Origin of the sequence: Bradyrhizobium sp. AUGA SZCCT0182 (assembly GCF_018130185.1) — a bacterium.
Lineage (GTDB): Bacteria > Pseudomonadota > Alphaproteobacteria > Rhizobiales > Xanthobacteraceae > Bradyrhizobium.
Genome location: NZ_JAFCLY010000027.1, coordinates 1 through 19316, shown reverse-complemented (window position 1 = coordinate 19316; position 19316 = coordinate 1). Strand labels below are relative to the sequence as shown.

Genomic DNA, 19316 nt, shown 5'->3' with positions numbered 1-19316 from the left:
ATAACTCGCGGCGAAGTGGCCTTTAGTCAACGAAACCGCATTTCATTGTTTGCGGCGGTGCAGCGTCATTGTCCTATGAAGTCTTGATCGTGTGGATGCCGCATTCTGTCTTGGCTCTTCCGCGCCAGCGACCGGCACGCGCGTCTTCATCAGGCGAGGTCCGGCTGCTGCACGGCATGCATCCGACCGACAGGTAGCCCGACGCCACCAGCGGATGCGGCGGCAATTTCGAAAGCTGGTAGATCGCCTCGATGTCTTCGCGCGCGACATTGGCGAACGGGTTGAATTTCAGCCTGGCGCCGTCGTCTTCGACAACCGCCATCTCGGCGCGCTGGCCGCCCTGGAAGCGCTTGCGGCCGTTGATCCAGGCCGAGAACGGCGCCAACGCCCGCGCCAGCGGCTCGACTTTACGGATACGGCAGCAGGCGTCGGGATCGGAGAACCACAATTCGCGGTCCGGATCCGCGCGCGACAAAGTTTCTTCCAGCGGCTTGATCGAGCGGACGTCGCGCAGGCCGAGCGTTGCGATCAACGTGTCGCGATAGGCCAGCGTCTCCTCGAACAGCCAGCCGGTGTCGAGGAAGATCACGGGAATCGCCGGATCGACGTCTGCCATCACCTTGAGCAGTGCCGCCGATTCGGTGCCGAACGACGAGACCACCGCCAACTTCTCGCGGCCGACGGTCTTCAACGCCGCTTCAATGACTTCCGCTGATGAGGCGCTGCGGAGCGCACGATCGAGCGCCTGCGCCGGCGGCAGGTCCAAAGCTTTCTCTATCACTGACTGAGGTACGAGCGCGTTCACTGGCCGGCACTCTCCGAATGACGCAACTGCATCCGCCGATGCAGCGCGGTGAGGCGGCCGTCGCCGGTCGGCTGGTAGAACACCGAATAGCTTTTTGCGGTAGAGGCAAACGCCTCGGCGTCGCTGTCCTTCCTGACCTCGAACGTGTCGAAGCCGGCGCGCAGCATGAACACGAACTGGTCGCGCAGCACCTGGCCGGTGGCACGCAATTCGCCGTCGAAGCCGTGACGCTCGCGCAGCAGGCGCGCCTGGCTGTAGGCGCGGCCGTCGCGAAACGAGGGAAACACCAGCGCCACCGCGGCCAGCCGGCCGAGATACGGCACGAGCTCGTCGAGGTCGCGGTTGTTCGGCCAGATCACGCCGACCTTGCCGGCGCGCTTGAGAAGGGTTTCCGGATCCTCCAGGAACCGCGCCGCCGGAATGAGGATCGCGCCATCGCCCGGCAACTCGGCGCCGTCGGCAACATGGGCGAACAGATCGGTGGTGATTCTACCCTGCTTAACGAGTGGCATAGACCCGCTCCTTGAATGGCTCGACACCCAGGCGCTTCACCGCATCCACGAACAACTCCTCGGGGCGGTCGCGCAGTGCGAGATAGGCTTCGACAATATCCTCGATCACGTCGGCGACTTCCGCATAGGGAATCGCCGGGCCGATCAGCGTACCCATCTGCGCGCCCTCGTCGGCGCGCCCGCCGATCGTGATCTGGTAATACTCCTCGCCGTTCTTCTCGACGCCGAGAATGCCGATATGGCCGACGTGGTGATGTCCGCAGGCGTTGATGCAGCCGGAAATGTTGATGTGCAGCCGGCCGATCATCTCGGCGGTGTCGTGATTGGCGAAGCGACGGGTCAGCTCCTGCGCGATCGGGATCGAGCGCGCATTGGCCAGCGAGCAATAATCCAGCCCGGGGCAGGCGATGATGTCGGTGACCAGATTGACGTTCGGCGTGGCGAGCCCAATGCGGTCGAGCGCCTTCCATAGCTGCGGCAGGTCGCGCTTGGCGACATGCGGCAGGCACAGATTCTGTTCGTGGCCGACGCGGATTTCGCCGAAGGAATATCGGTCGGCGAGATCGGCGACCGCGTCCATCTGGTCGGAGGTGGCGTCGCCGGGCGGTGCGCCCACCGGCTTCAGCGACAGCGTCACGATCGAATAGCCCTGGACCTTGTGCGGGAACACCGAGTTCCTGCGCCAGCGCTCGAACAGCGGATCATGTGCGGCCTGTTTCAGCTCGTCCGGCATGTGCGGCAGCTTCTCATAGGCCGGATAGGAGAAGCGCGAACGCACCTCCTCGATGACGGAATGGTCGAGCGTCAATCCGACGTCGCCCATCTGCTTCCATTCGTCGTCGACCTCGCGCGCGAACTTCTCGATGCCGAGCTCGTGCACCAGAATCTTGATGCGGGCCTTGTAGATGTTGTCGCGGCGGCCGTACTGGTTGTAGACGCGCAGGATCGCCTCGACATAGCTCAGGATGTCGCGGCCGTGCACGAACGGCTTGATGGTCTTGCCGATGAACGGCGTGCGGCCGAGACCGCCGCCGACCAGCACCTCGAAGCCGGTTTCGCCTTCCGCGTTCTTGTACAGGCGGAGCCCGATGTCGTGCACCTTGATCGCGGCGCGGTCGTGCTCGGATGCCGTGATGGCGATTTTGAACTTGCGCGGCAGGAACGAGAATTCCGGATGCAGCGTGGTGTGCTGGCGCAGGATTTCCGACCAGATGCGGGGATCCTCGACCTCGCCCGGCGCGACGCCGGCCCACTGGTCCGAGGTGACGTTGCGCATGTTGTTGCCGGACGTCTGCATCGCATGGATGCCGACCTCGGCAAGGTCCGCCAGCGCGTCCGGCAATTCGGCCAGCTTGATCCAGTTGAACTGGATGTTCTGCCTTGTGGTGAAATGGCCATAGCCGCGGTCGTAGCGGCGTCCGACGCGGGCCAGCGCGCGCAACTGCTTGGACGACAGCGTGCCGTAGGGAATCGCGACGCGGAACATGTAGGCGTGCAGTTGCAGATAGACGCCGTTCTGCAGGCGCAGCATCTTGAATTCGTCCTCGGTGAGTTCGCCGGAGAGACGGCGCTTCACCTGGTCGCGGAATTCAGACACGCGTTCGTTGATCAGCGTGCGATCGAGTTCGTCATATGCGTACATGATGGATGCGCCTTACGCCGGAACCGGAAGCAGATCGATGGTGAGGCCTTCCGACCGGATATGTTCGCGGAGATTGCCGGGCTTGATTTCGCCGCCGTCCTTGAGCTCGACCGGCGCGATATAGGGGCCGATCGCGCCGACGTCATCGGCGGTGGCTTCACCAAGCAGTGTCCGCGCCTCATCCGAGGTGCGCACGATCGCGGCGTCCGACAGGTTCGCCGACCAGCCTTGCTGCGCGGTGCGATAGATCACGACGCCATCCCAGGTACGGTTGGCGGTGACCATCGAAGGCCCCGTGATCTTGATCTTTTGTTGTAACGGAGAAGTCATTCTGCAGCATCCCTCAATTCGGAGATCACTTGATCGAGATCGGCAAGGTTTGAACTAGCAAGGCGCCACGGTGCGGAATGCGCAACCACGTCGCCGATGATGAGGACGGCGGGACCGCCGTCGATTTGTTCGACCAGCGCCGGCAAATGTTCGAGCGTGCCGACCACCGCCTGGGCGTCCGGCCGTGTCACCCGCGCGAACACGCCGACCGGCGTTTGCGGCAAGCGTCCGGCGGCGAGCAGGCCCGCACGGATCGCGGGTGCCGCGGTCATGCCCATATAGACCACGATGGTCATCTTCTTGTCTGTCAGCACCGACCAGTCGACGGTTTCGGCGTCCCTCGCCTTGTGCGCGGTGAGGAAGGTGATGCGCAGCGCCTCGTGGCGATAGGTCAGCGGCGCTTCGAATTGCGCCGCGGCGCCCAATCCAGCGGTGATGCCCGGCACCACCGAATAGGCGACGCCGGCCGCGCGCAACACTTCGATTTCCTCGCCGCCGCGGCCGAAGATGAAGGGATCGCCGCCCTTCAGCCGCACCGCGCGTTGTCCTGATCTCGCTGCCTCGATCAGCAATTTGTTAATCGCATCCTGGCCGATACCGGGCTTGCCGACGCGGCGGCCGACCGGAATGCGCGAGGCATCACGGCGCACGCGATCGAGAATCTCCGGCGATACCAGTTCGTCGTAGAACACGACGTCGGCGTCCTGCAGCGCGCGCAGCGCCTTGATGGTGAGCAGGTCCGGATCGCCCGGCCCGGCGCCGACCAGCGTCACCCGGCCATCGGCCTTGCCCTGATCATTGGCGCCGGCGAAAGCGGAAGGGTTCGCGATCGCCTGCAGTTCCTTTTCGGCTTCGTCCTTGCGCCCGGCCAAGACCAGCGCGCCGATCGGTCCGTCGATCACGCGTTCCCAGAAACGGCGGCGCAACGAAAATTCGGGGATGCGCGCATGCATCGCTTTGCGAAAGCCGCCGATGAAGCTGGCGAGGTCGCCGATCCGCGCCGGCAGGACAGCCTCGATAGACTCGCGCACGCGGCGCGCCACGACCGGCGAGGTGCCGCCGGTGCCGACGGCAACGACGACGTCGCCGCGATCGACAATGGCGGGAAAGATGAAAGTCGAATGGACGAGGTCGTCCATCACATTGACGGGCAGTCCGACCGCCTTGGCGCGTGCCGACATCGCCACGCCAATGTCGCCGGCGCCGGCGCAGAGGATCGCGATCACCCCGGACAGATCGGCCGTGAGCGGATCGCCGGCATCAGGCTCGATCCGCGCCACGTCCTCAGCGGCAATGCCGGAGAGATCATGATCGCCGTCGGTCGCGAACCAGCGGACCTGCGCACCGGCAGCGGCGAGCAACCGCAATTTGGCGCGTGCGAGGTCGCCCGCTCCAACGAGCAGCACCTTGCCGCTTTGCAGATCAAGAAACACAGGCAGATAGCGCATCAGATACTCGCTTCCCCAAATTTGGGGTTGACTGAAATTATTTTCTATTTATCTCTGGATCAAGGCCAAAAAAGAGAAAATTATTCCTTCTCTTTTGCAGCGCAACTTTAGAATTTTTCCACTCTCAAGTCCAAGGCCAAGAGATGCATCTTCTCAACAAGGAATCCGGCGGACACGGGTTACAGCCCGCGGCCTTCAACCAGGCCTCATCCGCGCCCAAAGTTCTGGCCCATGGGCAGCTGCCGCCGCCCTCGATGGACCATCTCGACGAACTCGAGGCGCAGAGCATCTACATCCTGCGCGAAGCCTTCGCGCGGTTGAAGAAGCTGGCGCTGCTGTGGTCGCTGGGCAAGGATTCCAACGTCATGATCTGGTTGGCGCGCAAGGCCTTCTTCGGCCGCGTGCCGTTCCCGGCCCTGCATGTCGACACCGGCAAGAAATTTGCCGAGATGTATGCGTTCCGCGATCGCTTCGGCAAGGAATGGGAACTCGATCTCAAGATCGAGCCCTGCCCGTCGATCGACGCCGTCGATCCGACACTGCCGCCGGCCGCGCGTTCCGCCGCCCGCAAGACCGAAGGCCTGAAATGGGCGCTGACCAAATACGGTTTTGACGGATTGATCGCCGGCATTCGCCGCGACGAGGAAGCCACCCGCGCCAAGGAGCGTGTGTTCTCGCCGCGCGGCCTCGAAGGCGGCTGGGATGTGCGCGATCAGCCCCCGGAATTCTGGGACCATTTCAACGCCTCGCCGCCGCAAGGCGCGCATTTGCGCATCCACCCGATCCTGCATTGGACCGAGGCCGACATCTGGGCCTACACCAAGCGCGAGAACATTCCGATCATCCCGCTGTACCTGTCGAAGGACGGCAAGCGTTATCGCTCGCTGGGCGATCAGGACATCACCAATCCGGTGGCGTCGACCGCTTCCAGCATCGATGAGATCCTGACCGAACTCGACGGCACCAAGGTGCCGGAACGTGCGGGCCGCGCGCTCGATCACGAAACCGAAGATGCATTCGAGCGGCTGCGTGTCGCCGGCTATCTCTGACGGACATTAGGTGTGAGTGCTGCGATGAACATGATCCTCCCCTCAAGCGTATTGGCGACACCCAACGGCACGACGCGGCCACAGATTCGCATCGTCATCGTCGGCCATGTCGACCATGGCAAATCCACCCTCGTCGGCCGCCTGCTGCATGAAACCGGCAGCCTGCCCGAGGGCAAGCTGGAAATGCTCAAAGCCGTCAGCGCGCGGCGCGGCATGCCGTTCGAATGGTCGTTTCTGCTGGATGCGCTGCAAACCGAACGCGACCAGGGCATCACCATCGACACCACGCAGATCCGCTTTCGCACCATGTCGCGCGACGTCGTGCTGATCGATGCGCCCGGCCACGCCGAATTCCTGCGCAACATGATCACCGGCGCCTCGCAGGCCGACGGCGCGGTGCTGATCATCGACGCGCTGGAAGGCGTGCGCGACCAGACCCGCCGGCACGGCTATCTGTTGCATCTGCTCGGCATCAAGCAGGTCGCCATCGTCGTCAACAAGATGGACCGGGTCGACTTCAGCGCGGAACGTTTCAAGGAGATCAGCGACGAGATTTCGGCGCATCTGATCGGCCTCGGCGTGACGCCATCGGCGGTGATTCCGATTTCCGCGCGCGACGGCGACGGCGTTGCCGAACGCACGCCACGGATCTCCTGGTACCAGGGGCCGAGCGTGGTCGAGGCGCTCGATGCGCTCGAGCCGGCCCGGCCGCTGGAGCAGCTCGCGCTGCGGCTGCCGGTGCAGGCGATCTACAAATTCGACGATCGCCGCATCGTCGCCGGCCGCATCGAATCCGGCAGCCTCAGCGCCGGCGATGAGATCGTCATCATGCCCGCCGGCAAGATCGCGAAGATCAAAACCGTCGAGAGCTGGCCGGTGACCCCGGTCAACGGCAGCCACGGCGCCGGCCGCTCGGTCGGCATCACGCTCGACCGCGAATTGTTCATCGAACGCGGCGACGTGATCGCACATGCCGGCGCGACCCCGCGCGACACGCGGCGGATTCGCGCCCGGATTTTCTGGCTGCACGACAAGCCGCTCGCCAAGGGCGAGCAGATCCTGATCCGCCTCGGCACCCGCGAAAGCCGCGCCCAGGTGGTCGCGATCGAGAAGGCGGTGGATCCCGGCGAACTCTCCAATGCGGAGACCAAGTCGATCGCGCGCAATCACGTTGGCGAAATCGACATCTCGCTGGCGCAGCCGGTTGCGGCCGACCCCTATCAGGACAATCCGCGCACCGGACGGCTGGTGATCGAGGTCAATGGCCGCATTGCCGGCGGCGGCCTCGTGCTGTCGGTCGACGCCGGACAACGCGCTGTCCCGATCGACATCGTTCCCGTTGAGTCCGCGCTGCGTCCCGAGGAGCGTTCGGCGCGCTATCACCATAACGGCGCGGTAATCTGGCTGACGGGCCTGCCCGGCTCCGGAAAATCGACGCTGGCCCGCGCGTTGGAGCGCCGGCTGTTCTCTCGCGGCGGTTCACCGATCCTGCTTGATGGCGACACCCTGCGTGCCGGCCTCAACAACGATCTCGGCTTTTCGCCGCAGGACCGCAGCGAAAACATTCGCCGCCTCGCGGAAGTCGCCACCCATCTGGCGCGCAACGGCCACGTCGCGATCGTCGCCGCGGTTTCGCCCGCGATTGCGGATCGCGCAGTGGCGCGCCGCATCGCCGATACCGCCTTCCGCGAAATCCACGTCGCCGCTCCTGCCGAGGTGTGCGAGAGCCGCGATCCCAAAGGCCACTATGCCAAGGCCCGTGCTGGCACGCTCCCCTCGTTCACCGGGATCACCAACGACTATCAGCCGCCGGCTAGTTGCGAGTTGACGATCGACACCTCAACCCGGACGGTGGCCGATGCCACCGACGCGATTGAACGGATGCTGGCCGAGACCGGCGTTTTGTTCGACGAACTGGTGGACCTGGCGGCCAATATCTAGGCTTTTTGGGGCCTTCTCATCGACCCGGCTTTAGCGCTAAAAGGGCGGCCGACGCCGCCCCTTTTGGCGCGCTTTTTGCTGTTTTCACACTGAAAACGCCTTCCTGTTCGCCGTTTCTACCCCGAGAAAGCCCATCATGAATCGTGTCGATGCCCACGGATTGAAGATCGCCCCTGAACTGTTCGATTTCATCGCCAAGGAGGCGACCCCCAAAACCGGGATTTCCCCCGACGCATTCTGGGCCGGGCTTGCCGCCATCATCGCCAAATTGGGACCGAAAAACCGCGAACTGCTCGCCGTCCGCGACGCACTGCAGGCCAAGATCGACGGCTGGCACCGCGCCAACAAGGGCAAGGCGTTCGACATGAACGCCTATACGTCCTTCCTCAAGGAGATCGGCTACCTCTTGCCGGAGCCCGCGACCCACAAGGTCGAAACCGCTGATGTCGACGAGGAAATCGGCAAGATCTGCGGACCGCAGCTCGTCGTCCCCCTCACCAACGCCCGCTATGCCTTGAACGCGGCGAATGCCCGCTGGGGCAGCCTGTATGATGCTTTCTACGGCACGGATGCGATCCCGCACGAGGCGAGCGAGGCTGGCCGCGGCTACAACAAGGCGCGCGGCGACAAGGTGATCGCCAAGGCCAAGGCGTTCCTCGACGCCGCCGCGCCGCTCGCGACCGGCAGCCACACCGACGTGACGTCTTACAGCGTGATCGCCGGCCAGCTCGCGGTCAAACTGAAGAGCGGCAACGCCACCGCGCTGAAGTCGGCCGAACAGTTCGCCGGCTATCTGGGCGACGCTGCCGAGCCGACCGCGATCCTGCTGGTCAACAACGGCATGCATGTCGAAATCAAAATCGATCGCAGCAGCACCATCGGCAAGGACGATCCTGCCGGTGTCGCCGACATGATCCTGGAATCGGCGGTCTCGACCATCCTCGACATGGAAGACAGCGTCGCCGCCGTCGATGCCGAGGACAAGGTGCTGGTCTATCGCAACACGCTCGGCCTGATGGACGGCACGCTGTCGGCGGATTTCGACAAGGGCGGCAAGACGCTCAAGCGTTCGCTCAACCCCGACCGCGTCTACAAGACGGCCGACGGCAAGGACCTCACGCTGCACGGCCGCAGCCTGCTATTGATGCGCAATGTCGGCCATCACATGTTCACCGACGCCGTGCTGGACTCAAAGGGCGAGGAGATTCCCGAAGGCCTGCTCGATGCCGCCGTCGCCGGCCTGCTGGCGATCCACGATCTCAAGGGCGGCTCGAAGACCAAGAACAGCCGCACCGGCTCGGTCTACATCGTCAAGCCGAAGATGCACGGCCCCGACGAGGTCGCGCTGACCTGCGAATTGTTCGGCGAGGTCGAGAAGATGCTGTCGCTGCCCGAGAACACCATGAAGGTCGGCATCATGGACGAGGAGCGCCGCACCACGGTCAACCTCAAGGCCTGCATCCAGAACGCCTCGAAGCGGATCTGCTTCATCAACACCGGCTTCCTCGACCGCACCGGCGACGAGATCCATACCTCGATGGAAGCGGGTCCGATGATCCGCAAGAACGACATGAAGGCGCAGCCCTGGATCAAGGCCTATGAAGACTGGAACGTCGACATGGGCCTGATCGACGGCCTGCCCGGCCATGCCCAGATCGGCAAGGGCATGTGGGCAGCCCCCGACAAGATGGCCGACATGCTGACGCAGAAGCTCGGCCATCCGCAGGCCGGCGCCACCACCGCCTGGGTGCCGTCACCGACCGCCGCCACGCTGCACGCGCTGCATTATCATCAGATCAACGTACAGGCGCGCCAGCAGGAGCTCGCCAAGGGCGGCCAGCGCGCGAAACTTTCCGACATCCTCACCATTCCGGTGTCGCAGTCGAACTGGGCCCCCGACGACGTGAAGCAGGAGATCGACAACAACTGCCAGGGCATTTTGGGCTATGTGGTGCGCTGGATCGACCAGGGCGTCGGCTGCTCCAAGGTGCCTGATATCCACGACGTCGGCCTGATGGAAGACCGCGCGACCTTGCGCATTTCCAGCCAGCATCTGGCGAACTGGCTGCATCAGGGCGTCATCACCAAGGATCAGGTGATGGAGTCGCTGAAGCGCATGGCGGTCGTCGTCGACGGCCAGAACAAGGGCGATGCGCTGTACAAGCCGATGGCGCCCGGCTTCGACGGCATCGCCTTCAAGGCGGCGTGCGACCTGGTGTTCAAGGGCCGCGAGCAGCCGAACGGCTACACCGAATACATCCTCACCGCCCGCCGCCGCGAAGCCAAGGCGGCCGGCTGACCGGCCGGCCTGAGCTCCATCCGGATATCAGGCCGCGCGTATCGTATGCAGGAATTTCCCGACTTCGAGCTTGAGGGAATGGCCTTCCTGCGAGAGCGAACGGGCGGAACCATGAACCTGTTCGGCCGCCGCCTGCGTGTCGGCCGAACCTCGGCTGACATCGGCGAGGCAACCGCCAACTTCGATGGCGCCCTGAGCGGCTTGCTGGACGTTTCGCGCGATCTCCTGCGTCGCGGTGCCCTGCTGTTCGACGGCGGCGGCGATCGCCGTTGAAATCTGGGAGATCTGCCCGATCGTGCCGCCGATCGCCTTGATCGCGGACACTGACTGCTCCGTTGCCGACTGCATCTGCGTGATCTGGGCGCCGATTTCCTCGGTCGCCTTGGCGGTTTGGGCGGCAAGCGCTTTGACCTCGGAAGCCACCACCGCAAAGCCGCGACCCGCCTCGCCGGCGCGCGCCGCTTCGATGGTCGCATTGAGCGCCAGCAGGTTGGTCTGCTCGGCCACCGCCGCGATCAGCTTGACGACTTCGCCGATGCGGCCGGCCGCCTGCGACAGTTCCGCGATCCGCTCATTGGTCTGTTCGGCCTGACGCACGGCTGCATGGGTGATGTCGTCCGATTGCTTCACCTGGCGGCCGATTTCGGTCACCGAGGAAGCCATCTGCTCCGAAGCGGCAGCCGCCGATTGCGCATTGGCCGATGAACGGTCGGAAGCGGATGCCGCCTCTGCCGTATGCTTATGGCTGGTTTCGGCCGTCCTGGTCAGGCTGCCGGCGGCGAGTTCGATTTCGGAAGAGGCCGTTGATACGGCCTCGATGATCTTGCCGATCGCCTGCTCGAAGCCGTCGGCGACCTGGCTCATCGCCAGCTTGCGTTCTTCCTCCGCCCTGAGCTTGAGGCCGGCCTTCTCGGATTCCATGGCCTGAACGCGCAGCGCGTTTTCCCTGAACACCTGGACGGCGCGGGCAATGGCGCCGACTTCATCCGTTCGTTTGAGGGACGGTATTTCAATGTCCAATCCGCCGCCGGCGAGCCGTGCCATCACGCCGGTCATGCGGGTCATCGGCCGGATCACACCGAGGCCAACGCCGACAAGGCCGCCGCCAATGATCAGGAAGACCAGGGCCGAGATGCCCCACAGAATAACGTTGAACGTGCCGACACGCTGGGTCGCGGCAGTTTCGATGGCCGCGTTGTCGTCAGTGGTCTTCTTGACGATTTCGTCGATCAGGGCGCGGTGCGCCAGATAGGCGGCCGAGATTTCCGAATACGCCTTTGCCGCGGCGGCGGCATCTGCCTTGGCCAGAGCCGGCAGGAACGCCTGCTCGATGGCGTTCCAGAAACGCTGCACCTCGCGATGCGAATCCATGACGAACTTGGCCTTGACCCCAGGCTCGAGGTCCGCCTTCACCCAGAACTCGTGGCGCTCGTCATATTCCTTTTTCAATTGCTTCAGCCGCTCGCGACGGTTGGCGAGTTCAGCCGGATTGTTCAGGGCAAGAGTGGCTTCGAGATAGGATTCGATCACATATTCCGGCGGCGGCAGGATGTCGGCGATCAGATCGTTGCCGAGCTTGAGCTTGTTGTAGAGGGGTCCGCCGACCTTGACCTCGCTGAGCGCGAAGATGCCGGTGAACACCACGGCTCCAAGACCGATTGCCGTGACAAGGCCGAACAGGACTATGGCGCGCGTAATCGTCAAACGAAGCTTCATTGCCAACGTTTCCTAAAAATCGATCCGGTTCCGCTCTTGGCGAGCCGAACTTAAATTCGCTTGAAACGCGAGGACTATTGACTATTCGCGTTAACGTTCAGTTTGTCTTCGCATGCAACCTCGGTTCCGCAGCCGGTCGGACGCCCCGTTTAAATACGGGAGGCGGCGCGCGATCTGTCGCAGGGCTGGTGCCGCTTTGCCGCATCACAGGAACGTTTGGATCGTGCGCCCGTTGAGAATTCATCTCAACTCACAGGGAGAAATGACGATGGATTGGAACCGGGTTGAAGGAAACTGGAAACAGTTCAAGGGCGCCGCCAAGGAGAAATGGGGCAAGCTCACTGACGACGATCTCAATGTGATCGAAGGCCGTCGTGAACAACTCGAAGGCAAGCTGCAGCAACGCTATGGCTTCGCCAAGGACCAGATCCGCAAGGACGTGGACGACTGGTTCGGGACACTGAAATAGAATCCTCAAAATGAAAAGCCCCGGCAGCGCCGGGGCTTTTTGTTTGGGCGGTCGCTAGATCACCGCGATGTATTTCAACAGCGAGATCACGCCGAGGATGATCACGACGACTCGCGCGATCTGTTTGGCGCGGCCATCAAGCGGCAGCAGGTTGATGAGATAGAGAACGAGGATAACGACAAGAAACGTGACGAGTACGCTGACGAGCATGCGGGCCCCCTCGGCTGAAATAGCGCGGTTAGTGTTTTGTTAACGTGGCACGTCAACTTGGGTTCCGGCCCGGGAACCTGCGGGCGGACATAAAAACCTCAAATATTTCAATGGTTCCGTAGTTTTACGGCGCGGGCGCTGTCTAAGTATTTACCCTTTTCCCCCCAAATGCCCCGCAGCTTGGGGGAGCATCATGTTGAACCGTCTGACCGTATCCACGCTGCTGAAGACCGTCATCCTCGCCACCGCCTTCTGCATCGTGGTGGGATTCTCGCTCAACGCCTGGGATGCCTGGGGCCGCCTGCAGGTGGCAAACCGCATCTCGGTGGTCACCGACGCATCCGCCAATATGTTCAAGGCGATGCATAATCTGCGCACCGACCGCTCCACGACCAACCGGCTGTTGAATGCCGATGCGCCGATGGACAGCGATATCGAAAAATATCTGCGCAACATCCGCGATACGCAGATGCCCGCCTTGAGCAACGCGCTGACGCTGCTCCCGTCCATCGAATTCGCGCAAGCCCAGACACTGGTGCCTGAGCTCGATCGTCTGTTCAAGAAGCTGAGCACGCAGCAGAAGGAATTCTGGGACGAGGTGAACAAGCCGAAGGCCTCCCGCCGTCCGACGCAAGGCAAGGAATACATGGAGACCGCGACCGCGCTGCTGGAGACGCTCGACAAATTGTCCGCAGCGCTTTCCACCGTGGTCAACCATCAGGACCCGATGATCGACCAATTGCTGGCGATCAAGCAGGTCGCCTGGCTGCTCCGCAACACCGCGGGCGAAGCATCGCTGCTGGTTTCCAACGGGCTCTCCGCAGGAAAGGCGGCGCCGGAAACACAGCTCAAATATCTGAAATTTTCTGGCGGCATCGACGCCGCATGGAACGCGCTGGAACTGACCGCCTCGGGAATGCAGTTGCCGCCGGCGCTCGTCGCCGCGATAGCCGCGACCAAGACCGCCTATTTCGAACCGGACTACATCACTTTGCGCGATCGCCTGATGACGACGATGGTCGCCGGCGGGCAGCCCGAACTGACCGCAAACCAGTGGACGCCGATTACGGTCGGGCGCCTCGGCAGCGCGGTCAAGGTCGCCGAAACGGCGCTCGACGCCGCCCGGGACCACACCGTGGTGCAGTATTCCTCGGCCCGCCGCGCGCTGGTGGTGCAACTGGTGCTGCTCGTCGGCGCGTTGGTGTTGACGTGCGGCGCGTTGATTCTCGTCACCCGCCGCGTCATCAAGCCGCTGCACAATATGCGCGACGCCATGTTGAAAGTCGCCGCCGGCGACCTGACGGTCGACACCGGCTATGCGGTGCGCAAGGACGAAATCGGTGCGCTCGCCGGCGCGCTGGAGACGTTCAAGCAGCAGGCCGAAGACAAGGTCCGGATCGAGGCGCAGGAGCGCGAACGCAATGCCGGCGCTACCACGCGCCAGCAGGCGATCGAAAGCTATGTCGGCGAATTCGAGAGCATGGTTCGCCAGACGCTCGACCAGCTGGGCGACGCGTCCGGTCAGATGCGGATCACCTCGGACGGCCTGTCTGCGGTTTCCCGCCAGACCAACGCGCGGGTTGAGGTGGCCGAAAAGGCCTCCAGCGAAGCCTCGATGAGCGTCGAGACGGTCGCGGCCGCGTCGGAAGAATTGAGCGCCTCGATAAACGACATCAGCCAGCAGGCGGCACACGCCGCCGGCATTGCCAGCCGCGCGGTGAGCCAGGCGCGTGAGACCGACGGCACCGTGCAGGGCCTTGCCACATCGGCAGGCCGGATCGGCGAAGTCGTCGGGCTGATCAACTCGATCGCCGCCCAGACCAATTTGCTGGCGCTGAACGCGACCATCGAGGCCGCCCGCGCCGGTGAAGCCGGCCGCGGCTTTGCGGTGGTGGCTTCCGAAGTCAAATCGCTGGCAAGCCAGACCGCGAAGGCGACCGAGGAAATCTCGGAGCAGATCTCCGACATTCAGAAAGTCGCGAATGAGGCCATCGAGGCCATCAAGGGCATCGGCGGCATCATCGGCGAGGTCAACGAGGTCGCGACCGCGATTGCGGCCGCCGTGCAGGAACAGGGCGCCGCGACGCAGGAGATCACGCGCAGCACGCAATTCGCCGCCCAGGGCACCAAGAACGTCTCCGACAACATCTCGGGCGTGAAGACCGACGCCGACGCGGCAGCGGCCGCCGCCGACGACGTCAAGCACGCCTCCGAGACGCTGGAAACGCAGAGCAAGCAATTGGGTACTCAGGTCACTCAGTTCCTCGGCAAGATCCGCGCGGCGTAGTCATCTCCACGATCTCGTCATGCCCGGCCTTGTGCCGGGCATCCACTACTTACTTTTCCACCCACACCAAAGACGTGGATGGCCGGGTCAAGCCCGGCCATGACGGACGTTGAAATATCACGCCCCAAAATGTAATTCCCTGCCATCACTCCCGCGCCACTACCGGCACGCGTTCATACTTCGCGCGCAGCTTGTCCGAGGCGGGTGAGAAGTTCAGCTCGGCGCCGCGCTTGTCGGCGCTGCGGCCGGCCACCAGCAAACCGTTTTCGCCGGCGACGATGTCGCCCTTGCGCAAGGTCGGATCGGCCTCGATCTTGACCGGCGCGAGCCCGGTCTGATCCTTGCCGTTGCAGGTGCACCCGGCCACCAGCTCATTGCGATAGCGGAACGCGTTCGGCAGTTCCGAATAGGGCTTTCCGTTCTCGGCGGCGGCGTTGTCGATGTTGCTGCCGTAGAACACTTTGGTCTCGCTGGCCGGGCAGAAGCTGTCGCAGGACGCCACACGGCTGGCATTGTCGGAGGCCGTCACGGGGAAATAGCGCCCGTCGCAGGTACGCACGCAAAACGCCTGACCGCCGCCGCCATAACGCCGCGTCTCGCCGCGCTGAAGGGGCATCGGTCCGCCGTCGTTCACAAACGGCAACGAAATATGGGGGCCCCTCGCCCGGCCCATGCCGCCGAACAGGGCCGAGAAGAAGTCCTGGGCCTGCGCCGCAGGCGCCAGCGCGGCAGCGCCTGCCAAAGCCGCCGCGCCCAGGATTGCCATTCTACTCACGGCCATTCGCGTCTCCCGTTACGTTCGGCCGCTCAGTTGAGCTGCGACGCCGTCAAATTCATTGCCTGCCGCCCCGACGGCGGCGGCGTCACCGCCGGACGCGCCGGCCGCACGCTGATGGTGGTGCGCGTTTCCATGCGCGGCGCATTCTTCGGCAGCACCACGACCCTGGTGCCGACGTCGACCCGGCTGAAGAGATCGCTGACGTCCTCATTGGTCAGGCGGATGCAGCCTGAGGAAACGAACTTGCCGATCGTCGAGGGATCGTTGGTGCCGTGGATGCGGTACTGGCTGGAGCCGAGATACATCGCCCGGGCGCCGAGCGGATTGCCGGGGCCTCCGGCCATGAAGCGCGGCAGATAGGGCTGGCGCGCGATCATCTCGGCCGGCGGATGCCAATCCGGCCACTCCGCCTTGCGGCTGATGGTCTGTACGCCGGACCAGGTAAAGCCTTCGCGGCCGACACCGACGCCGTAGCGAACGGCGCGGCCCTGACCGAGCACGTAATACAGCGCGGTGTTGCCGGTATCGATCACGATGGTGCCGGGCGCCTCCGACGTGTTGAAAGCGACGACGGCACGGCGCAGCCGCTCCGGCACGACGCCCGCGTCGGGCGTTACCGGCTCAACCATCATCTCATCGGAGGGAAACGAGTTTGGCTGGGTGGACGCGTAACCCAGCAGCTGTGCGCTCGCCGCGCTGGAAAATACCGAGGGGGCCAGCAGCATGGTGCTGATGAAGACGAGCGCGTGGGTTACGCGCGACTGACGCCGGCGATGAGAGGACTGTGTCATGGGACTGCCCCGGTTGGATGCGCATCGTGTGATGCTCTGAATTGGCAACGCGACCGGGGCTGTGCAGTTCCCTGCGACTCACGTTGACAGGCCTGCTGTCAAGCGCGCCCGTGCTCACGCTTCCGCGATGGAACTTCTGCTCCCGGCGCTCGTTAGGGCGGTTGAGAACGGTTCGCGGGGCGACGTCGCGGCTGCCATGTGAACACCGCCTCGCGCGGGGGAGAACCGTTGTGCGCGTATTGCCCCCCAAGCCTTTGCCTGAAGAACGCAGGGCGCCTGAAGATCGCAAGGCACCGTCCAAGGCACCGTCCGATGAAAACAAGCCGTCGGAACGAAAGCCGGCGCAAGGCGAGCACAAGACAACCGAACGCAAGCCATCCGACCGCAAGCCTTCTGACAACAAGTCCTCCGACCACAGGGCCTCTGACCAAAGGACTTCGCCGGGCGACCGCCAGAAAGCCAATGCGCCGGAAGGCAAACCGCTGCCCGACAGTAATGTCGAATTGCCTCCGCTGATCAGCCGCGCCGAAATCGTCGCCTTTTCGCTGGTATCGCTGCTGATCATCTGCATCGTCGCCGTGCTCTACGCCGCGAAAGCGTTCTTCCTGCCGATCACGATGGCATTCATCGTCGGCACGATGCTGTCGCCGGCGGCGAGTTTCCTCGAGCGCTATCGTATTCCCCGTGCGCTGGGCGCCGTCCTGATCGTGGCCGCCGTCGTCACCGGCGCAGCCTTCATGGTCGGCCTGATTGCATCGCCGGTAATGGAATGGAGCAACAAGCTTCCGGAACTGGGGGCGCAGCTGAAGGAAAAAATGCACGTCTTCGACAGGCCGCTGGCGCTGTGGCAGCAGCTGCAAGGCATGCTCGGCAGCTCCGACACGCTGGCGACCTTCCACATGCCGAAATTCGAATGGGTGCAGCCGACGCTTGAATTCCTGTCGCCGACCCTCGCCGAGTTCCTGCTGTTCGTCGCCACCCTGATCCTGTTCATCGCGAGCTGGAAGGACCTGCGCCGGGCAATGGTGATGAATTTCGGCGACCGGCCGGTGCGGTTGCGAACGCTGCGGATCCTCAATGAGATCGAGGAGCATCTGGGCAGCTATCTGCTGATGGTGACGATGATCAATGTCGGCGTCGGCATCGCAACCGGCATCATATGCGCGGTCACGGGCATGCCTAATCCGGCCGGCCTCGGTGCGCTGGCCGCGACCCTGAACTTCATTCCGATCATCGGACCGGTCGCGATGTTCGTCGTGCTGATCGTGGTCGGCCTTGTCGCCTTCCCGACGATCAGCGCGGGGCTGCTCGCGCCGCTGCTGTTTGCCGCGATGACCTTCCTCGAGGGCCATTTCGTCACCCCGACGATCGTCGGCCGCAGGCTCGAGCTCAACGCGCTGGCGGTGTTCATCGCGCTGGCATTCTGGACCTGGCTGTGGGGACCGATGGGCGCGTTCCTGGCGTCGCCGATCCTGATCGTCGCGCTGATCCTCAAGGAGCATCTGATGCCGGTCAATTCGCCGCAGTTGCCCTAGAATCAAAGGGTTTCGCAGCAGGAACTTCCGCTTCAGGCAGGCGTTTCCTCGGTACGCAAATTTAGTACCCGGGAGCTTTTGATGTCGATGACGAATGGCGACGCCGCAAAGAACCTGACGGATAAAGCGACCTACGAACGCCTGGAAAAGGATGTAACCGCCGTGAAAAACGATATCGCAGCCCTCACCGACCAGATCACCGATGCGCTCAACAGTTTTGCCGGCACCGCGGGCAAGCAGGCCCGCCGCGGCTACAAGCAGGCGCGCGCCAATGCGGAGCAGGCGGTGGACGACATGTCCGAGCGCGGCAGCGCCATGATGGACGCGGCTCAGGATGCGGCCTCCTCGATCGAGGAATCGCTGGAAGACGTCATCACGCAGCGGCCGCTGGCAACGGTAGGCCTTGCGCTGGGCGTGGGCTTCCTGCTCGGCGCAATGTGGCGCCGATAATCGGCGATGATGGCAATGATGACCCGCGCCGGAAAGCCAGCCCTCATCTCCCGATCGCGGCGCTGGCGCGAGGTCGTTTCTTTTATTGATGTTCTTTTCAGATCGAGGCGGGCCCATGTTTCAGCGACTGATCGATGACTTCAAGGATTCGACCGGCACTGCGCTCCGGCTGACCTCGCTCGCGGCAGCAGCCGCAGTTGCTTTGCTCGTCACCACATCGTTTCTGTGCGCGGCCGCCTTCATCTTCGTGCTGGAGAAGTACGGCCCCGTTTATGCTTGCCTGACCGGCGCCGGCATCTTCTTCGTGGTGACGATGATCGCGGCGATCTCCTATATAGTGCGCAAGAAACAGATCGAGACGCGCGTCAAGGAGACGACAAAATCCGCCGCCCAAACCATGCTGGCCGATCCGATGCTGGTCGCGGCCGGCATCCAGGTGGTGCGCGCGATCGGCATCAAGAAGTTGATTCCGATTTTGGCGGTCGGGGGACTGGCGCTGGGATTCTTGGCGAGCCGCGGGCAAAGCCAGGCCGGTGGCGAGGCGCCGGCGGAGTGAAGTTCGTTCGTGAGCGTTGGCGCATCGCGCCCCGATGAAAGCTGTCATCCTCCGCGAAAGCGGGGGATTCAGTACGCCGCGGCTTCTCGGTTCTATCATAGGCTTCTCTGGAATACTGGATCGTCCGCCTTCGCGGACGATGACCCACTGAATATGAGTTTGCGATCTCGCGGCGCGTTGCGCCCGAGCTTTGCTGGAAACTTCCCGCCCTCTTCAAACAGAGGGCGCAGGGAAGACCGGGTGCGCGCTGCACCCGCGGTCTCGCGTGCGGTTTGCACAAAACAAAGTGCACACGAGCATACAGGGCAGCGGAGAACACCCGGCCTTCCCTGCGCAATGGCTTTACGGCTTATGCCGTGATCTCCCCGGAGACGAGTTCTTGGTTGACTCCGTCGCTGCCGTTCCCGCTTGCGCTTCTCCAACAGCTTGACGCCTGCAACGGGCGCCAGGACCACACGGTTTTGCCGTACGCTTATCCACGCCGTCGTCGAGGCGTAA

General features: G+C 63.6%; 17 protein-coding genes. 8 read left to right on the top strand and 9 right to left on the bottom strand.

From position 1 onward, the window contains the following. Positions 1-73: 73 nt before the first annotated feature. Genes JQ611_RS25650 through cysG form a run of 5 tightly spaced genes read right to left on the bottom strand, consistent with a single transcriptional unit; the run spans position 74 to position 4737 of the window. Positions 74-805 (bottom strand): phosphoadenylyl-sulfate reductase, encoded by a 732-nt coding sequence (locus tag JQ611_RS25650; RefSeq protein ID WP_212391957.1) that lies wholly within the window; start codon positions 803-805, stop codon positions 74-76. Continuing rightward, positions 802-1317 (bottom strand): DUF934 domain-containing protein, encoded by a 516-nt coding sequence (locus JQ611_RS25645; RefSeq protein WP_212270103.1) that lies wholly within the window; start codon positions 1315-1317, stop codon positions 802-804. Before JQ611_RS25645 ends, JQ611_RS25650 begins: the two co-directional genes overlap by 4 nt. After that, the gene (locus tag JQ611_RS25640; RefSeq protein WP_212466959.1) at positions 1304-2959 is read right to left on the bottom strand and encodes a nitrite/sulfite reductase; all 1656 of its coding nucleotides are present in this window, start codon (positions 2957-2959) and stop codon (positions 1304-1306) included. Before JQ611_RS25640 ends, JQ611_RS25645 begins: the two co-directional genes overlap by 14 nt. 12 nt (positions 2960-2971) lie before the next feature. After that, a complete protein-coding gene (locus tag JQ611_RS25635; protein ID WP_192737192.1) occupies positions 2972-3289 on the bottom strand; it encodes a DUF2849 domain-containing protein in 318 nt (105 codons plus the stop codon). Next, on the bottom strand, positions 3286-4737 hold the full coding sequence (gene cysG, locus JQ611_RS25630) for a siroheme synthase CysG (protein WP_212466958.1): 1452 nt from the start codon (positions 4735-4737) through the stop codon (positions 3286-3288). The genes JQ611_RS25635 and cysG overlap by 4 nt, the downstream gene beginning before the upstream one ends. A 254-nt stretch (positions 4738-4991) precedes the next feature. On the opposite strand from cysG, the gene cysD reads away from it, so the two are divergent. The 3 genes from cysD to JQ611_RS25615 all read left to right on the top strand — a co-directional run bounded on the left by cysD (position 4992) and on the right by JQ611_RS25615 (position 10026). Further along, the gene (gene cysD / locus JQ611_RS25625) at positions 4992-5786 is read left to right on the top strand and encodes a sulfate adenylyltransferase subunit CysD (RefSeq protein WP_212270115.1); all 795 of its coding nucleotides are present in this window, start codon (positions 4992-4994) and stop codon (positions 5784-5786) included. 24 nt (positions 5787-5810) lie between these two features. Continuing rightward, positions 5811-7727, top strand: a complete 1917-nt coding sequence (cysC, locus tag JQ611_RS25620; protein WP_212466957.1) for an adenylyl-sulfate kinase — start codon at positions 5811-5813, stop codon at positions 7725-7727. Between the two features lie 136 nt (positions 7728-7863). After that, positions 7864-10026 (top strand): malate synthase G, encoded by a 2163-nt coding sequence (locus tag JQ611_RS25615; protein WP_212466956.1) that lies wholly within the window; start codon positions 7864-7866, stop codon positions 10024-10026. A gap of 27 nt (positions 10027-10053) precedes the next feature. Here JQ611_RS25615 and JQ611_RS25610 read toward each other — a convergent pair whose 3' ends face one another. Continuing rightward, the gene (locus JQ611_RS25610) at positions 10054-11742 is read right to left on the bottom strand and encodes a methyl-accepting chemotaxis protein (protein WP_212466955.1); all 1689 of its coding nucleotides are present in this window, start codon (positions 11740-11742) and stop codon (positions 10054-10056) included. Positions 11743-12010: 268 nt separating this feature from the next. Between JQ611_RS25610 and JQ611_RS25605 the strand changes: the two genes are divergently transcribed. Then, positions 12011-12211 (top strand): CsbD family protein, encoded by a 201-nt coding sequence (locus tag JQ611_RS25605; RefSeq protein ID WP_211999734.1) that lies wholly within the window; start codon positions 12011-12013, stop codon positions 12209-12211. Between the two features lie 54 nt (positions 12212-12265). Here JQ611_RS25605 and JQ611_RS25600 read toward each other — a convergent pair whose 3' ends face one another. Then, positions 12266-12421, bottom strand: coding sequence for a Thivi_2564 family membrane protein (locus JQ611_RS25600; protein WP_211999735.1), 156 nt, complete (start codon positions 12419-12421; stop codon positions 12266-12268). A gap of 193 nt (positions 12422-12614) precedes the next feature. On the opposite strand from JQ611_RS25600, the gene JQ611_RS25595 reads away from it, so the two are divergent. Next, entirely contained in the window at positions 12615-14708 is a 2094-nt protein-coding gene (locus JQ611_RS25595; RefSeq protein ID WP_212466954.1) for a methyl-accepting chemotaxis protein, read from the top strand. A gap of 145 nt (positions 14709-14853) precedes the next feature. On the opposite strand, the gene JQ611_RS25590 is transcribed toward JQ611_RS25595, so the two are convergent. Both JQ611_RS25590 and JQ611_RS25585 read right to left on the bottom strand, forming a co-directional pair. Next, positions 14854-15489 carry a DUF2865 domain-containing protein gene (locus tag JQ611_RS25590; RefSeq protein WP_212466953.1) on the bottom strand — a complete coding sequence of 212 codons (636 nt, stop codon included), beginning with the start codon at positions 15487-15489 and terminating at the stop codon, positions 14854-14856. A 26-nt stretch (positions 15490-15515) separates the two neighbouring features. Then, positions 15516-16277 carry a L,D-transpeptidase gene (locus JQ611_RS25585; protein WP_212391943.1) on the bottom strand — a complete coding sequence of 254 codons (762 nt, stop codon included), beginning with the start codon at positions 16275-16277 and terminating at the stop codon, positions 15516-15518. A 482-nt stretch (positions 16278-16759) separates the two neighbouring features. On the opposite strand from JQ611_RS25585, the gene JQ611_RS25580 reads away from it, so the two are divergent. The 3 genes from JQ611_RS25580 (at position 16760) to JQ611_RS25570 (ending at position 18818) form a co-directional block, all read left to right on the top strand. Further along, positions 16760-17812: an AI-2E family transporter gene (locus JQ611_RS25580; RefSeq protein WP_212391980.1), complete on the top strand. Its 1053-nt coding sequence runs from the start codon at positions 16760-16762 to the stop codon at positions 17810-17812. An 81-nt stretch (positions 17813-17893) separates the two neighbouring features. Then, positions 17894-18262 carry a YqjD family protein gene (locus JQ611_RS25575; RefSeq protein ID WP_212270112.1) on the top strand — a complete coding sequence of 123 codons (369 nt, stop codon included), beginning with the start codon at positions 17894-17896 and terminating at the stop codon, positions 18260-18262. A gap of 115 nt (positions 18263-18377) precedes the next feature. Then, positions 18378-18818, top strand: a complete 441-nt coding sequence (locus JQ611_RS25570; protein ID WP_212270113.1) for a hypothetical protein — start codon at positions 18378-18380, stop codon at positions 18816-18818. The last annotated feature ends 498 nt before the right edge of the window (positions 18819-19316 follow it).

What these genes read in the sequence shown, in the direction of transcription:
- JQ611_RS25635 (WP_192737192.1), bottom strand. Translation starts at nt 3,289, where the DNA reads ATGACTTCTCCGTTACAACAAAAGATCAAGATCACGGGGCCTTCGATG.
- JQ611_RS25590 (WP_212466953.1), bottom strand. Translation starts at nt 15,489, where the DNA reads ATGGCCGTGAGTAGAATGGCAATCCTGGGCGCGGCGGCTTTGGCAGGC.
- JQ611_RS25645 (WP_212270103.1), bottom strand. Translation starts at nt 1,317, where the DNA reads ATGCCACTCGTTAAGCAGGGTAGAATCACCACCGATCTGTTCGCCCAT.
- JQ611_RS25585 (WP_212391943.1), bottom strand. Translation starts at nt 16,277, where the DNA reads ATGACACAGTCCTCTCATCGCCGGCGTCAGTCGCGCGTAACCCACGCG.
- JQ611_RS25570 (WP_212270113.1), top strand. Translation starts at nt 18,378, where the DNA reads ATGTTTCAGCGACTGATCGATGACTTCAAGGATTCGACCGGCACTGCG.
- JQ611_RS25605 (WP_211999734.1), top strand. Translation starts at nt 12,011, where the DNA reads ATGGATTGGAACCGGGTTGAAGGAAACTGGAAACAGTTCAAGGGCGCC.
- JQ611_RS25600 (WP_211999735.1), bottom strand. Translation starts at nt 12,421, where the DNA reads ATGCTCGTCAGCGTACTCGTCACGTTTCTTGTCGTTATCCTCGTTCTC.
- JQ611_RS25615 (WP_212466956.1), top strand. Translation starts at nt 7,864, where the DNA reads ATGAATCGTGTCGATGCCCACGGATTGAAGATCGCCCCTGAACTGTTC.
- JQ611_RS25575 (WP_212270112.1), top strand. Translation starts at nt 17,894, where the DNA reads ATGTCGATGACGAATGGCGACGCCGCAAAGAACCTGACGGATAAAGCG.
- JQ611_RS25640 (WP_212466959.1), bottom strand. Translation starts at nt 2,959, where the DNA reads ATGTACGCATATGACGAACTCGATCGCACGCTGATCAACGAACGCGTG.
- cysG (WP_212466958.1), bottom strand. Translation starts at nt 4,737, where the DNA reads ATGCGCTATCTGCCTGTGTTTCTTGATCTGCAAAGCGGCAAGGTGCTG.
- JQ611_RS25610 (WP_212466955.1), bottom strand. Translation starts at nt 11,742, where the DNA reads ATGAAGCTTCGTTTGACGATTACGCGCGCCATAGTCCTGTTCGGCCTT.
- cysC (WP_212466957.1), top strand. Translation starts at nt 5,811, where the DNA reads ATGAACATGATCCTCCCCTCAAGCGTATTGGCGACACCCAACGGCACG.
- JQ611_RS25595 (WP_212466954.1), top strand. Translation starts at nt 12,615, where the DNA reads ATGTTGAACCGTCTGACCGTATCCACGCTGCTGAAGACCGTCATCCTC.
- cysD (WP_212270115.1), top strand. Translation starts at nt 4,992, where the DNA reads ATGGACCATCTCGACGAACTCGAGGCGCAGAGCATCTACATCCTGCGC.